The sequence below is a fragment of the Candidatus Zixiibacteriota bacterium genome, assembly GCA_036397555.1.
Lineage (GTDB): Bacteria > Zixibacteria > MSB-5A5 > WJJR01 > WJJR01 > DATKYL01.
Window position 1 is genome coordinate 69,769 of sequence record DASWIS010000020.1, and the last position, 14,446, is coordinate 84,214.

Below are 14,446 nucleotides of genomic sequence, written 5' to 3' on the forward strand. Positions count from 1 at the left end.
AACAACAAGTGGGGCAGTGCCAATTTACCTGCGATGGCACCTTTTGTCAATTGACCGCTTCCGGCGGCCCACACATAGTAGCATCGGACAAAGCGGGGCACCGCATCACCGTGACTCAGTATCGTATCCGGACACGCTGAACCCGCCCTCGGGTGACCCCGTGAAACGGTCCCTTGAGATCCGGTCTCTCTCAGTTGCGGATCGCGTCCGTCAGCGAGGTTTTGACAAACGCTGAACATCTTCTGACGTTGATTGAAGATTCGCCGCATTTGTGACAGCCATGGACTATCCTATCTTCGATCCCGGTCCGATCGGACCATCCACTCTGATCGCCGTCATTGCGATCTTGCACGTGGTGATCGCACAATTCGCAGTGGGCGCGGGCATTGCGACTCCCTGGCTGGAGGCACGGGCGCATCGTCGCGGCGATAGGGTCCTCGCCGGTTTTCTGCTGCGTTACGCGCGATTCCTGATTCTGCTGTCGTTTGTCGCCGGTGCGGTGACCGGAGTCGGCATTTGGTTCGTCATCGGATTGATCGCACCCGAGACGACCGCGCTGCTCCTGCGGCAGTTCGTCTGGGGCTGGGCGACCGAGTGGGTCTTCTTTTTGGTCGAGATCATTTCCGGGTACGTGTACTACTTCTACTGGGACCGTCTTCCGACCAGGACCCATATCAAAATCGGTTGGGTCTATGCCGTGGCCGCCTGGGGATCGCTTTTCATCATCAACGGCATCCTCACATTCATGCTGACACCGGGAGATTGGCTGACCACCGGATCGTTCTGGGACGGCTGGCTTAACCCGACCTTTTGGCCCTCGCTGGTGCTGCGTACGATCTCGTCTCTGGCCCTGGCGGGATTGTTCGTCGCCATTGTCGCCAACATCGACCGCACACTCGACCGCGAACAGAAACGTCATGTCATCAATGAGGGCTCAATCTTCCTGGTGCCGCTGGCGTTGATGATCCCGGTCAGCGTTTGGTTTTTCGCACAGTCCCCGCACCAGGCGGGCGGTTTGGTCATGGGCGGCGCGGTGGCCATGTCGCTGTTTTTTGCATTCGGAATCGCTGCGTCGACATTGATCGGGCTGTACGCATACTTCGGACTGATTCGCAACAAACGGTATGTCAGTCTGGAGACGGCGCTCCTGCTGGCGGGAATCGCCCTCGTCGCAACCGGCGCCATGGAGTACGTGCGTGAAGGAATTCGCAAACCGTATGTGGTCTACGATTACCTGTACGCCAATGGTTTGACGCGCGCGCAACTGGAACGCTTCGATCGCGAAGGATTCTTCAGCGAGCCGATGGTCGCCGCTGACGGATTTGAACCGTCAACAGCTACAAGCATCGAACGCGGACGGGTCATCTATAAAATACAATGCCAGCGCTGCCATGCCGTCGATGGATACAATGCCATCCGTCCGCTGATCGACCCGTGGACCATCGAAATGATCCGTGACAACACGCGGCAACTGCATCGCCTCAAACCGTTCATGCCCCCGTTCGGCGGCACCGACTCTGATCTGGAGGATCTCGTCAGCTACCTGGCATCACTGCGGTCCGAGCAGTGGCGGCAATTGGATCGGACAGGACCGGCGGAGGACTCGCAATGAACCCGAATGCCCTGCCCGCGCCGCCGGCGCTGTTTGTGACGCTGCTGGGCGCGACATTCGTGTTGCATCTGGCAGCGCTGGGATTGCTGGTCGCGGCGATCTGGACTCGGTTCGGCGCGGAATGGAGCGAAGCGGGCAGCTATGCGATCGAACCGATCCACCGCGCGGGTATCGTTGGGTTTTCGATGGTGATCACACTCGGTGTCCCGCCGCTGCTGTTCGTGCAGGTGTTGTACGGCAAATACTTCTACGGCTCCTCCATCGGCATCGGGTATCCGTGGCTGGCGATCGTCGGGTATCTGATGATCGGATTCTACTCGCTGTATCTGTCACGTTGGTGTTGGGATCGCCACAACGGTCCCTCGGCAGGCGGAAAGCTGTTCTTGATCCTGACGGTCGCATCGATGATTCTCATCGGGTGGACCTATTCCTGGAATCATCTGCGTTCGTTGTCGACCACGCCGTGGGAATGCTCGGTCACCGCCGCCCAAGTGATGAGCCGTTTGACCGGCTATCTCGGCGCGATCCTGACTGCATCCGCCGCATGCCGTGTCTGGTTTGGACGCGGGTGGCGCACCGCCGTGCCGATACAAACCGGCGCGGCCATCGCCTTCATTGCGGGCGGTGTCCTGGCACTGTATTGGGCGATGACATCGGCCCATGCGACGGGTTCATGGGGATGGGCCGGGCGGCTTTTGCAGTTGGCCGGAGCGCTGGTCTCGATCGGCGCCGGTGTCATCGGTTTGGTGAACCGGGGAATGCTGCTGCGTCTGTTGGCACTGTTGTCGGGGTTCGCTGTTTTATCGGGGATGTCGCTGCAGCGTGAGTCATACCGGCTTTTGGCGATCGGCATCGAGTACGATCCCGCCTTGCGGCCGGTCGATCCCCAGTGGAGCCCGTTGGCGATGTTTTTGCTGGCCGTCGTGATCGGAATCGGCGTCTTGGCGTGGCTGCTGCGGCTCGTACGTCAGGCGCAATCGCAAAGTACCCTGTGACCGTCATAACTGTCCGCATGCCCGCCACGACATCCCTCGATCGCTTCCGCACAGTAGCCGGCGCCGTCGAAACATCAATCCTCATCACCGCATCGAAGTTCATCGCGCGCCTGAGCCCGGCATCCGGCATCGACGATCACGAAGCGGCGCTGAAGACCGCACGCAGCCGTTTCCCCGATGCCTCGCATCACTGCTGGGCATACCGATTGGGCCGACCCGATGTTCTGATTGATCGATCGTCCGACGCCGGAGAACCCAATGGCACCGCCGGACGTCCCATTCTGGATGCGCTTCGCAGCGCACAGTTGGAAAACGTCTCCTGTATTGTGACGCGCTATTTCGGCGGCACCAAACTCGGGACCGGCGGCCTGGTCCGCGCCTATGGCGATGCCGCGCGCGCAGCCATTGCTGAAGCGAGCATCGTCGAACGCACAATCGTGCGTGAGATCAGCTTATCGTTTGAGCACTCCGCCACCGGCGCGGTCTACCGCGTGCTGGAAGAGTTGGGGCTGCACCTGCGTCCCGGTCAGTATGACGAACGCGCCCACGGCACCGTGCTCGTGCCCCTGTCACTGTTGCGCACGCTGATCGACCGGCTGGAAGCATCGGCGAGGGGGATGCACAAGATCATAACAGGAAAACTGGAGCTAATCTGACATCACGGCAACGCAGAAGTACGGGCGCGGTCTCCGCACCCCGCCGTGCGGGCGAGTATCTCCATGCAAAGGCGTCCTAAACGGGCTCACATGCACGGATTGCAAAACACCATCGCCGGGTTGCCCGCACGGAACGAGACGTCGACTAAAGCAACCACATCAAAGACGTTTATCACGTCGTCGCAGGTGACATCAGCCCGATCGTACGGGCAGGTGACTTCGCGCGGCGCGGGCTGACCGCTGCGGAATGCGTAATCGACACACGCCACAACATCGAAAACGTTGTAGACGCCGTCACGGGTGATGTCGCCGTGCGGGTCGCCCGGGCTGCCGCAGTCGCACTCTTCGTGCGTGTCGAAGTACACATCGCCGCTATCGTCATCGTCGACTCCGAAACGGAAGTTGTAATCAAAGCTCGTGATCTCATACTGCCCAGGCACAGGATTGGGGATACGCAGTTTGACGTAACGGACGGTGAATGCCGTGTCGGGATCGAAGACAACCGGGATCGGAACACTGCCCAAGCCCATCTGCGACGGCAGAGCGTTTGCATCCTCGGCGATTGTGAGCGTGTGTATCTGGACGTTTTGCGCTGACCACCAGACTTCCCAGGCAGGCGGAATCGCGCCGTCTTTCCAGTCGATGGTCACGCCTCCTACGGGATATGGGTAGTCGGCCAGCAAATCGACGTCGATTTCGACATGACTGCCCACCGGGTGCATACCCGCGGGGATGGTCCACGACTGGCCCTCGCCGATGGGAATGGACGCTCCGCCCAGTGTTACCAGCGTCGAATTCGTCGAGATTGATTTCTGCGCCGATGTTGTGGCAAAGTACGCGGCAAACTTCCCCATGCCGGTCGAGTCCTCGTCTTCATCCTGATCAGGCAGTACCAGATTGCCAAAGTACGGACCGATCCGTGTAATGATCCGGTCGTCGTCGCAATAGGGATTGCCGTCGTCGTCCAGGTCGATCCCCCAGCCGCGAATCTTGTAGACGTACGAGTTCTTGAGCGAGACATCTCCCAGTGTCGTGTATTGGAGGATGTCCCGGTACCATGTCGTGCGGACATGCGCCCAATCGGCGTCGGAACCGTACACATCGGGGCCGCTGTCGTAGGCGATGTTGCCGTCGATGACACAGACATCGATCTGTCGCACGACGCCGTTGAGGTAATGCACAATGATCGAGTCGATCAGTTGGCTGTGGCCTATGCCGTCGGTCTCAATCCACTCGCCGGTGAGCGTGTCATAGCTGTCGAGAACCTGGTATGCGCCGGGGCAGGGACCATTGACGCCGGGGATGAAATTTTCGTAATCGAGACGGCTGCCCCACGCCCAGCGACCGTGGCTGCCGTCGGGTTCCAGCAAGTCGCCGAAAATCATCTCGATCTGGTACCACTCCCGCAGTTCCTGGATGCCCCAAACGTATTTGCTCGGATGCATTTCCGACACGTACCCGTCGTTGCGCGGCACGTCGACCACATTGTGCCAGTACCCGATGACTTCGGTGCACCACGAGCTACGGGGATACCGGTCGATGAAGTCGGGGTCGTAGTGGGCCGCATGATGCGCGGCATCGGGACTTGTCAGATATAGCTGCATCTGCCAGTACGGTTGGCCGCCATGTTCGATGCACGACGTGGTCGTGCCCAGTGTGCGTTCCGCGACATCGGGCACATTGGGCAGAAAGGGCCCGAACAGCGGCCACTCGCCGCCGGAGACATAGCACGGGCACTCATGCATGTCAGGAACAAAATCACCGCCGATACAGTCGCTTGGCGTCGACGTGGGTCGCAATACAAACGCAACCACCGCCATGCTCAGGAGCAAGCTTGGAGCGCGCATTGGAACTGCCTCCTACTGTGGAACTGTCGAGGACGCCGCTGCGAGATGGCGGGCGCCGGTGCGGGCGGCGTGGTGATGCCAAACGATCTTAATTATAGTCTAACGAATCGACTAATCGTTGGCAAGCTATAGCAACCTCATTGCAGATAAACAGCTTTCAGTACCGCCTGTAGGGGCACGGCGCGCCGTGCCCCTACAGATTGTGTGAGGCGCACTCTATAAGCACGGATTGCAGAACGCGAGCGCCGGATCTCCGGCGCGGAACGCCACGTCGACAAACTTCACCACGTCGAAGACATTGGTGACGCCATTGCAGTCGACATCGGTACGCTCCCGCGGACATCCTGCATCCGTGACCGGCGTTCCGGCGCGAAATGCGACATCGACCGCGACGACGACATCAAAAACGTTGACCACCCCGTCACAGACCGGGTTGGGGGCCGGATCGGCAAAGCACGGCAGACAGTCGCACGAGCCGCTGCCGGCTGCACCGTACCAGAATCCGATTCCCGCTTGGTAGTTCTCCGACATCGCGCTGCCAATGGCCGATTGTCCGATCGATGACGACAGTTTATAGCTTGGCGACATCGTATTAATCGCGCCGCCGCCGTTGATCGACTGCCAGGGGATGTCGTAGTTGGCATTCGCCTCGTGAACTGTTGCGGGCGGAGCCGTTTGATTCGACGGCGTCACACTCTCCGGCGCAACCGCCGCATCATTCGCAGGCTGTTCGACAGCGGATGTGGTCGAAGTTGCGGTGCTCTGATCCACGGTGGACTCCTGCTTGGGCGTCGCCGCCAGAAGCAAGAGTGACAAAGCCGGAATCAAACTCCCGACTGCGATCGAGATCGGTTTTGAGTTTTTCATCGGGTGTCTCCCATCGACGAAACCTCGTGTCCATCTGCCAACCGTGCCTCCAATGCTTCGATGCGCTTCTGTTGTTCCTTCAGCCTTTCAATTTCCGCACGTTGAGATTCAAGCTGACGCCTGAGTTCCTGATTCAGCGCGTAGAGCGCTTGGATTGACGCAAGCGCCACACCATCGGCATCAACCGAAGTGATGTGTCGGTCGTCCTCTCCAACTTCGAAGGCAGCGTAGAAATCTTGAGCCATGGGCCCGATGTGCCTGATCTCGGCATCTTGGCTAATGTATCTCCAAGTTGACATTGGCATGGCGGCGACTTTCTCAAGAATGGATGCGACATCAACAGATTCTATATCGGCCTTAAGATTTCTGTCAGAGAGAGACGACCAAGACCCTCCACCTGAAGCAACTTGAACTCCGGTAGATGGCGTACAACCGCTTACTCCCGTGACAAAGCGAACCCCTCCTGTCGCTCGAGCAGCGAATTCGTTACTAGCTATGGATTGGAAAAAGCAATTCAGGGAATCAGCCCATAGGAATGTTCCTCCGTGAGAGGCAAGTACTTCCGTGTTCCGTCCAGCTGCCAAGGAATGGGGAGCGCGAATGAGGTTACCATCCCCGCCCGGAACGGTCGAGTATCGGGCGTTTGCGTAGATATGGTTGGAGCCTCCTCCTATCGCCGCTGCGTCTGCCCCAGCATCGATCTGATTACCGAAGCCGCCCGCGATCGTGGCACCTGTCACGCCGGGATCAATGTCATTCTGATCGCCGCCGCCTATGACAGATAGTTCTCCCTCATTGACGCAGTGAGATCCGCCGGCAACTACTGACGCGATTGCGATTGCTTGGTTGTTCCAGCCGCCGCCTACACTGGCGTACTGTCCAACCGCCCGATTGCCGTTTCCACCACTGACGGTGGCGGATGATCCGATTGATAGATTGGAGCGTCCTCCCCCGATCGTTGAATAACCGCCGGAGGCCGAGTTTGAGTCGGTCGCTGTGAATCCACCGCCCCCACCAACAGTAGAGTAGTCACCCCGGGCCCTGTTATGCATACCACCACCGATTGTCGACCACTGTCCACTCGCGGTGTCCGATTCTCCGCCACCAATCGTGCTGTAATTGCCGATTGCGGCGTTGAAGGTCCCACCTCCCACTGTCGCAATCGTGCCATCTGCCTTATTGACACGTCCACCACTTATCACGGCAAGTTCACCACTCGCAACATTGCCAAACCCGCCGCCGACGGTCGCGTGGTTATTACCGGCAATATTCCGTTGGCCGCCTCCGACAGCAGTGTACTGACCATGTGCGGAGTTTGAATCCGAGGGTGTACCCCCTCCGCCACCACTGATGACAGAGTAATCCCCACGGGCATTATTGTTTCCTCCCGCGACAAATGCGCCGCTACCTGTATTTGCATGCCCGCTTCCAATGGTGGCTTTCGCAGTGGCCCTGATTTCGCCATCCACATCAAGATTGCTGGCGATCGAGACATCGCCCGTGATGGCTCCGCCGGTGGAGCCGTCCACCGTCGCCACGCGATGCGCGTACGGGACTGTGACGAACCGAATCCGTGGGATCATCTCACCGTCACCTTCGACATCGATCCCCAGCCAGCGGTCGCTTGCGGAGAAAATCGACTCATCGAGTGCCACACTGGTTCCTAACAGGACATTGAAGAGTCCCAGCGCGTCGGATGTGATATTCTGGGTTTCCTCCCAGACGGGCAAACCGCCCGCCGGGGTCGGGTAGATGCGAAAAGTGACCGAAAAGGTCCCGGTCTGTGGATCGCCGTCGCCGTCCTTGAGAATGCCTTGATAGTTGATGAGCGACGGGACAGCGGCTTCGACGACGCCAGTCGTCGCGACCAGAATGGCCATCGACACCAACACCGCGTACGACACAAATCGCACTGTGTGTTTCATAGAATTGCCTCCGCGCTGAAAACGATTCAGCAGTAATGTTTTGTTGGTCCAGATCGCGAGAATCAGGCTCTGGACGGGCCGTGGGATGACGATGAAAAGTTACACAGGAGAGTCGGGTAACGCAAGGGGCTAACCCACGCATAGTCGGTCAATCCGGCACAGAAGCGCCGCACGCTCTCACTGATCCAGTCTGGAAAACCGGCCGTCTATCCCTTTCAAGGGGGAGAATGAGCTGCGGAAGCCATTGCTGCGCACAGGAATGCGCTACCGGGAGACTAATTCATCATTCGAAGGATCTTGTAGTAAGCATCGCGGGCGGGACGGTATTTCGGATTCAGTTCCAAGGCGCGGCGGTATTCGGAAAACGCTTTGTCGAAGGCGTATTTCTTTTCGAAGGCGCGCCCGAGATTGAAGTGAGCGAAATAGCGCGGGTCATAGCGCCGTGACTTGACCGCGCGACGCAGGTAGGGGATCGCTTCATCGATCTCCCCCTTCTCCAGCAGATACGCGCCGATGTCGTTGTAGGGATTGCCGTAGTCGGGATCCAGCGAGATCGCGATTTTGCAAAACTCGATCGCCTGATCGAAGTCGCCCAACAGCGCCAGCGACCAGCCAAGGTAGGTGTACGCCTCGGCGGTGGGATACATCTTGATCGACCGGCGAAAGTAGTGCGCCGCGTCGCGATTGAACTCCATCTCCAAAAAATCCAGGCCCATCGCGAAGTACTTCTCGGCAAACTGCATGCGCTTGCGCCGCGTCATCGACATCCGTGGCTCCCTCAGTATCCGGCCTAAAACTGTCGCCGGTACAAGTAAAGATATTCCCAGACCGGGAGGTATGCAATCAGCAGCGCCTTGGTGATGAAGAGATGAATACCGGCAGCGATTCGGCGGGCGCGACAGTGCTGCGCCTAACGATCGGGCCCAAATGTCAGAAGGAGTTCCCCCCTCACCTGGGAACTCCTTCCACCCCACTTCGTCAGCGCCCCTTCACCGCTTTTGCTGACGACTCTGTCTCCAGAGTCTGACTTGGGTACTAACAATCGACGTGCCAATCGGCCCGACCCGGCGAAGAACATGTAATCTGTTGTCTTGTTGAGGATTGCGAGGAACGGTCATCCGTTGAGGAATCACCTGAAAGCGCGCCGAACGCAGTCTTTGCGTCGAAGGTCTGGCTGCTGCGAATCGAGAGCGGTAACCCGTTGTTAATAGTCGTGCCCGCCCGGCGCACAAGCTGCGACGCAGAAACGCAGCTTCGCACAAAGTCAGGTCGATTAGACCACTCGACTGTTTGCCAAGACGCTTGTAACCGTGCGATCAACCGCGTATTGTCGATGGGATTCCGATTGAGGAGTGAAAATGACACCTGACGTGATGATTTGCGAAGGAGCGCGGACTCCATTCGGGGAGTTTTGCCGCTCGCTGAAGGATGTCTCCGCCATCGATTTGGGCGCGCACGCCGCCAAAGCGGCGATGGCCAAGTCCAATGTCAAACCCGAGACCGTGGACCATGTCATCATGGGCAACGCCACTCAGACATCCGGCGATGCGTTGTATGGCGCGCGTCATGTCGGCCTCAAGTCCGGCGTGCCGATCACTACGCCGGGGCTGACGGTCAATCGCATTTGCGGGTCGGGCTTGCAGGCGATTGTCTCGGCAGCGCAACTGATCCAACTCGGCGATGCGCAGATCGTGCTCGCCGGCGGCATGGAAAACATGTCGCAGACCCCGCATGTCATCCGTGGCGCGCGCTGGGGCATCCCCTTGGGACAAGCGCCGATGGAAGACCAGCTCTGGACGGCGCTGACCGATCCCTTCTGCGGATTGAACATGGCGCAGACCGCCGAGAAGCTTGCCGAACAACATGGAATCACGCGACGCGACGCCGATCAATACGCGCTGCGTTCCTTTACCGCGGCTCAGAATGCGCGTCAGAAGTGCTGGCTCTCCTCGGAGATCGCGCCGGTCGAATTGCCGGGACGGAGAGGCGAGACGATCACGATCAAAGACGACGAACATATTCGTGAGACATCGCTGGAGCAATTGGCCGCGCTGAAGCCGGTGTTCAAGAAGGACGGGATTGTCACTGCCGGCAACGCCTCCGGCATCAACGATGGCGCGGCGGTGTTGGTGATCGCCTCAAAGCAAGTGGCCGAGAAGCACGGATTGAAAGTCCTCGGACGTCTCGTTTCCTATGGCATCGCCGGTGTTCCGCCGGAGATCATGGGGATCGGCCCGGTCGATGCGATCAAGCTGGCATTGCAGCGCGCCAAGCTCGACCTCAGGGACCTCGACTTGGTCGAAATCAACGAGGCATTCGCGGCGCAATACCTCGCCTGCGAGAAGGCGCTCGGCCTCCCGCGCGAAAAAGCCAACGTCAACGGCGGCGCGGTCGCCATCGGCCATCCACTCGGCGCCTCGGGCGCGCGGCTGACGCTCACGCTCTTGTATGAAATGCACCGCCGTGGATCGCGCTACGGCTGCGCCTCGCTCTGCATCGGCGGCGGCCAGGGCATCGCCGCGATTTATGAGCGGGTGGGGTAGCGCTTTGTCCGACCGGCACGTATGAAAGAACGCAACAAGCCGTTAGCGAACGCGCCATTCAGCTATCGCCCGCTGAAAGGCAATCGTGTGCAACTGCTGTATGGGGGACGGGTTGTCGTAACTCTGTCGAGTGCGGAAGGCGCGAAGTTTCTCACGAAAGTCGCCGCGTGTCCGCCGGAAGACGCACAACTGTTGCTGGCGCGTGCGACGAAAAACTTCAAGCGCGGCAACGAACGGCAGAAGCAGAACTAGGGATCGCCGTCGCAGCGACCGGCGAAAGCTCCCAGCCCAGTCCGGTAGGGGCACGGCCCCGCAAGCGGGATCTTCGACGCGCCGTGCCCCGATGGGACTTGTCAAAACCTGACAACAATTGTCAACACCGCACTTCTCCACTCCACAACTGACGCGCTTCCGTCGTATTTTGGCCCTTGGTTGGTTTTGGGAGGGCGAGGGTTCTGCCGAGCCTAAAGCGAGGTTCGGTAAAACCGCGCCCTCCCAAGGCAGATGAATCGTGACATGAATACGCCCGAAGGACTCGACAAGATTTTCAAACCCCGTTCGGTGGCGGTCATCGGTGCGACCAGCCGTCCGGGGACCATCGGGCGCGAGCTGACCCACAACCTCATCGCCTTCGATTTCAAAGGCAAAATCTTCCCGGTCAACCCGACCGCACAATACATCCACTCGATTAAGTGCTACCCATCGGTGCTCGACATTCCCGATCCGGTCGATCTGGCGATGATCGTCGTGCGCCGCGATCTGGTTTTGGGAATTGTCGAGGAATGCGGGCAGAAGGGTGTCGGCGGGATCGTCATCATCACCGCCGGGTTTCGCGAGACCGGAGCTGAGGGCGCGGCGCTCGAAGACCGGATCATGGAGCGCTGCCGTCACTACAAGATGCGCCTGATCGGTCCCAATTGCTTTGGCGTCATCAACACCAATGAGTCGGTCTCGCTGAATGCGACTTTTGCGCGCACGCCGCCGTTGCCGGGCCGGATCGGCTTCATGTCGCAGTCGGGGGCGCTGGGCGAGGCGATTCTCAATCACGCGCGACGGTTGGGCATCGGCTTTTCGATGTTCGCCTCGGTCGGCAACAAGACCGATGTCTCCGGCAACACGCTGCTGTCATACTGGCGCGACGATCCCGACACGCAAATCATCCTGCTGTATCTCGAAAGCTTCGGCGATGCGGAATCGTTCACCCGCATTGCGCGCGAGGTCTCGCGCAGCAAGCCGATCATCGCGGTCAAGTCGGGCAAGACCTTCGCCGGGGCGCGGGCGACCATCTCGCACACCGGGGCGATGGCCGGGCACGACATCGGCGTCGATGCGCTCTTTGACCAATGCGGCGTGCTGCGGGTCGAATCGATGGAGGAGCTCTTCGATCTGGCGCTGGCGATGGACCGTCAGCCGGTCCCCCGGGGAAACCGTGTGGCGATTCTTACCAATGCCGGCGGTCCCGGAATCCTGGCGACCGATGCGGCGGTCAACTCCGGGCTGGAAATGGCGACGCTGGCGGACAAGACGGTCGCCACGCTACGGGCGAACCTTCCGGCGGCGGCCGCCACCGGCAATCCGGTCGACATGATCGCCTCGGCCGACGGCAAGGACTATCGCATGGCGCTGGATGCCTTGTTCGCCGACGCCAATGTCGACGCACTCATCTGCATCTTCGTGCCGCCGGTGATGATCGATGAACTGGCGGTGGCCGAAGCGATCATCGACGCGCGCGGCGGCACCGACAAGCCGCTGCTGGCCTGCTTCATGGGCCCGGGCGAGGGCATGGCAGGTTCCGCGCGTCTGAAGAGCGCCGGAATCCCGGTTTATACCTTTCCTGAAGAAATCGCCAACGTCTATCGGATGATGCACAAGTACAACGTGTGGCGCGCCCGTCCGGCGCGCGGCGCCGGCCCGGTCCCCGACCGTGTCGAGCAGGCAAGGCGAAAACTCACGGAACTGGCCGCAGCCGGCACACAGCAGCTCTCCGGACAAACCGCCGGGGAGGTGCTGGCGATGGCGGGCATTCCGACTGCCCCGCTGCGAACCGCGGCCGACCCCACCGCAGCGGTCTCAATCGCCGAATCATTGGGATATCCGGTCGTACTGAAGCTGGAAGCCGATGGACTCACCCACAAGACGGAAATCGGCGGCGTGATCGTCGATATTCGTACGGCCGACGAGGTGACCCGGCACTACGCCCAACTGATCATGCGCGCGCAGAAGAGCAAGCTGATGCATCCGCGCATCGCGGTGCAGGCGATGGTGGACGGCGGAGTCGAAATGGCGCTGGGCATGGTGCGCGATCCCAAGTTCGGCCCGCTGGTGATGTGCGGACTCGGGGGGGTTTTTATCGAAGTCGTCCGCGACATCGCCTTTCGACTGCCGCCGGTCACGCGGGAGGATGCCCGGGAAATGGTCGAGTCGCTGAAGGGATACAAACTGTTGACCGGATACCGAGGCGCGCCGCCATGCGATTTAAATCCCCTGCTCGATGCGCTCGTCGCCATATCGCAATTGGTCTCCGGGATGCCATGCCTGCACGAGCTGGACATCAATCCTTTTGTGGTGACTCCGGCCGGGGAGACCAGTTGCGCCATCGACGCCCGCATCCTCTTCGCAGACTCGGTGTAATCGGCAATTCCTCCCTCATTGCCATCAATCAAACGGCCCCTCGCGTGAGGGGCCGTTTGCCGATCTTAGGGGAGAACAACTTCCCGGTACTGCTTGCAGGGTTATTTGGAAAGCACTACCTGGGCCATGGAAAGCTGCCCTCCCGAGGGACTCGGATTATCGGTTGTCCCCATCCCTTGATTGACGTGAATGCGGGCTGAGGGACCGACAGACATCAGATTTGGGTTTCCCGACCAGATGCAAATTACCGGCGATTGCCGATTCTGTCAACACTTCAAAACAGGCGAATGACAATTCCGTGACGCCGATGCCGCTACGAGCACGGGAGCGGCTGCGGTCCGGCACGGAAGACATGGTTGACGAGCGCCACGACATCGAAGACGTTGATGGTCCCGTCGCAATTGAGATCGCCCACCGCGAACGGACACGGCGCCGCTCCGTTGCGGAATGCCGTCGAGACAAGGTAGACGACATCAAAGACATTGAATACGCCGTTGTGATCCACGTCGCCGATCAGCGAATAGGGCACTGTAACGGTGCCGTCCTGAATGCGAATGCGCCGTTCATAGACAACGAGCGAGTCGAATAGCAGCGTCGTATCGGGATTCACGATCGTCGTGTCGGGCATGCCGTAATAGACCGAATCATTCCCCGGGATGACCTTCCCCTTGGTGTCGGAAAAATAGGTGCCGACCGTATTGATGTCGAACGTCACCACACGATCGGAATCCGAGTCGGGGATCTCACAGGCCATTTGACCGATGACCTTGATCAGCACACCCTGCACGAAGGGCACGATCGGCAGCGGGTACTGGTCGCCGTCGACGTCGGCGATTCCGGTCAAGCGGATGTTCAGACCGCCGAACGTGTTTGCCTGGGTGAAGTCCCACTGTTGGACAAGTGTTCCCTGGGTCGTGGACGGCACCACCGCCAGAGTGCACGCCTCCTCGATGATCTCATCGCACACCGGGGGATTGGCGCATTCGTAGCAGGTGGTCGCGATCGTGTCCGATTCATACACCATCAGGTCCGGACGCGAGAGCGTGATCGACAACTGAAATCCCTGGACGGAGTCCGTCAGGTTGTCCAGGATGACCGAGACCGGCACACCGGTTCCCGGCGAGCCCAGCGTATCGCCGATGTCGACCGTCAGAACCGTGTCATGATAGATCGTCGTATCCTCGCCCGTGCGGATGATTGTGGCCTCCGCCGATGCCGGGATTAGCGCGGCGCACACGATCAAGACGGCAACGATCCCGAGCATCTGGATCCAGTTGTTACGGGGCATGGACTACTCCTTGCAGTTGAGGGACCTACGGCGTTGCATCCGGTCGCATGCGCATGGACCTGTCGCATGTGGGCACGTCCGC

The 14,446-nt window shown here is 59.8% G+C and carries 11 protein-coding genes; 6 read left to right on the top strand and 5 right to left on the bottom strand.

Translation table 11 applies throughout. The annotated features are described in order from the left end of the window. Nucleotides 1-280 precede the first annotated feature (280 nt). Genes VGB22_06980 through VGB22_06990 form a run of 3 tightly spaced genes read left to right on the top strand, consistent with a single transcriptional unit; the run spans nt 281 to nt 3,263 of the window. The gene (locus tag VGB22_06980; protein ID HEX9751008.1) at nt 281-1,612 is read left to right on the top strand and encodes a cytochrome ubiquinol oxidase subunit I; all 1,332 of its coding nucleotides are present in this window, start codon (nt 281-283) and stop codon (nt 1,610-1,612) included. Further along, nucleotides 1,609-2,607, top strand: a complete 999-nt coding sequence (locus tag VGB22_06985) for a hypothetical protein (GenBank protein HEX9751009.1) — start codon at nt 1,609-1,611, stop codon at nt 2,605-2,607. Before VGB22_06980 ends, VGB22_06985 begins: the two co-directional genes overlap by 4 nt. A gap of 17 nt (nt 2,608-2,624) precedes the next feature. Continuing rightward, nucleotides 2,625-3,263: a YigZ family protein gene (locus tag VGB22_06990; protein ID HEX9751010.1), complete on the top strand. Its 639-nt coding sequence runs from the start codon at nt 2,625-2,627 to the stop codon at nt 3,261-3,263. A gap of 86 nt (nt 3,264-3,349) precedes the next feature. Here VGB22_06990 and VGB22_06995 read toward each other — a convergent pair whose 3' ends face one another. From VGB22_06995 to VGB22_07010, 4 genes are all read right to left on the bottom strand, one after another. Further along, a complete protein-coding gene (locus tag VGB22_06995) occupies nt 3,350-5,110 on the bottom strand; it encodes a hypothetical protein (protein HEX9751011.1) in 1,761 nt (586 codons plus the stop codon). 216 nt (nt 5,111-5,326) lie between these two features. Beyond that, nucleotides 5,327-5,977 carry a hypothetical protein gene (locus VGB22_07000; GenBank protein HEX9751012.1) on the bottom strand — a complete coding sequence of 217 codons (651 nt, stop codon included), beginning with the start codon at nt 5,975-5,977 and terminating at the stop codon, nt 5,327-5,329. Further along, entirely contained in the window at nt 5,974-7,902 is a 1,929-nt protein-coding gene (locus VGB22_07005; GenBank protein ID HEX9751013.1) for a tail fiber domain-containing protein, read from the bottom strand. The genes VGB22_07000 and VGB22_07005 overlap by 4 nt, the downstream gene beginning before the upstream one ends. A 275-nt stretch (nt 7,903-8,177) precedes the next feature. Next, on the bottom strand, nt 8,178-8,663 hold the full coding sequence (locus VGB22_07010; GenBank protein HEX9751014.1) for a tetratricopeptide repeat protein: 486 nt from the start codon (nt 8,661-8,663) through the stop codon (nt 8,178-8,180). A 597-nt stretch (nt 8,664-9,260) separates the two neighbouring features. Here VGB22_07010 and VGB22_07015 point away from each other — a divergent pair. From VGB22_07015 to VGB22_07025, 3 genes are all read left to right on the top strand, one after another. Next, complete coding sequence (locus VGB22_07015; GenBank protein HEX9751015.1) at nt 9,261-10,445, top strand: acetyl-CoA C-acetyltransferase; 1,185 nt, start codon at nt 9,261-9,263, stop codon at nt 10,443-10,445. A gap of 21 nt (nt 10,446-10,466) precedes the next feature. Continuing rightward, nucleotides 10,467-10,697 carry a hypothetical protein gene (locus VGB22_07020; GenBank protein HEX9751016.1) on the top strand — a complete coding sequence of 77 codons (231 nt, stop codon included), beginning with the start codon at nt 10,467-10,469 and terminating at the stop codon, nt 10,695-10,697. Between the two features lie 264 nt (nt 10,698-10,961). Further along, on the top strand, nt 10,962-13,076 hold the full coding sequence (locus VGB22_07025; protein HEX9751017.1) for an acetate--CoA ligase family protein: 2,115 nt from the start codon (nt 10,962-10,964) through the stop codon (nt 13,074-13,076). Nucleotides 13,077-13,389: 313 nt separating this feature from the next. On the opposite strand, the gene VGB22_07030 is transcribed toward VGB22_07025, so the two are convergent. After that, nucleotides 13,390-14,364, bottom strand: a complete 975-nt coding sequence (locus tag VGB22_07030; protein ID HEX9751018.1) for a hypothetical protein — start codon at nt 14,362-14,364, stop codon at nt 13,390-13,392. Nucleotides 14,365-14,446: the final 82 nt, after the last annotated feature.

Excerpts from the sequence above, each read along its gene's own strand:
- VGB22_06980 (HEX9751008.1), top strand. The coding sequence starts at position 281 with ATGGACTATCCTATCTTCGATCCCGGTCCGATCGGACCATCCACTCTG.
- VGB22_06985 (HEX9751009.1), top strand. The coding sequence starts at position 1,609 with ATGAACCCGAATGCCCTGCCCGCGCCGCCGGCGCTGTTTGTGACGCTG.
- VGB22_06990 (HEX9751010.1), top strand. The coding sequence starts at position 2,625 with ATGCCCGCCACGACATCCCTCGATCGCTTCCGCACAGTAGCCGGCGCC.
- VGB22_06995 (HEX9751011.1), bottom strand. The coding sequence starts at position 5,110 with ATGCGCGCTCCAAGCTTGCTCCTGAGCATGGCGGTGGTTGCGTTTGTA.
- VGB22_07000 (HEX9751012.1), bottom strand. The coding sequence starts at position 5,977 with ATGAAAAACTCAAAACCGATCTCGATCGCAGTCGGGAGTTTGATTCCG.
- VGB22_07005 (HEX9751013.1), bottom strand. The coding sequence starts at position 7,902 with ATGAAACACACAGTGCGATTTGTGTCGTACGCGGTGTTGGTGTCGATG.
- VGB22_07010 (HEX9751014.1), bottom strand. The coding sequence starts at position 8,663 with ATGACGCGGCGCAAGCGCATGCAGTTTGCCGAGAAGTACTTCGCGATG.
- VGB22_07015 (HEX9751015.1), top strand. The coding sequence starts at position 9,261 with ATGACACCTGACGTGATGATTTGCGAAGGAGCGCGGACTCCATTCGGG.
- VGB22_07020 (HEX9751016.1), top strand. The coding sequence starts at position 10,467 with ATGAAAGAACGCAACAAGCCGTTAGCGAACGCGCCATTCAGCTATCGC.
- VGB22_07025 (HEX9751017.1), top strand. The coding sequence starts at position 10,962 with ATGAATACGCCCGAAGGACTCGACAAGATTTTCAAACCCCGTTCGGTG.
- VGB22_07030 (HEX9751018.1), bottom strand. The coding sequence starts at position 14,364 with ATGCCCCGTAACAACTGGATCCAGATGCTCGGGATCGTTGCCGTCTTG.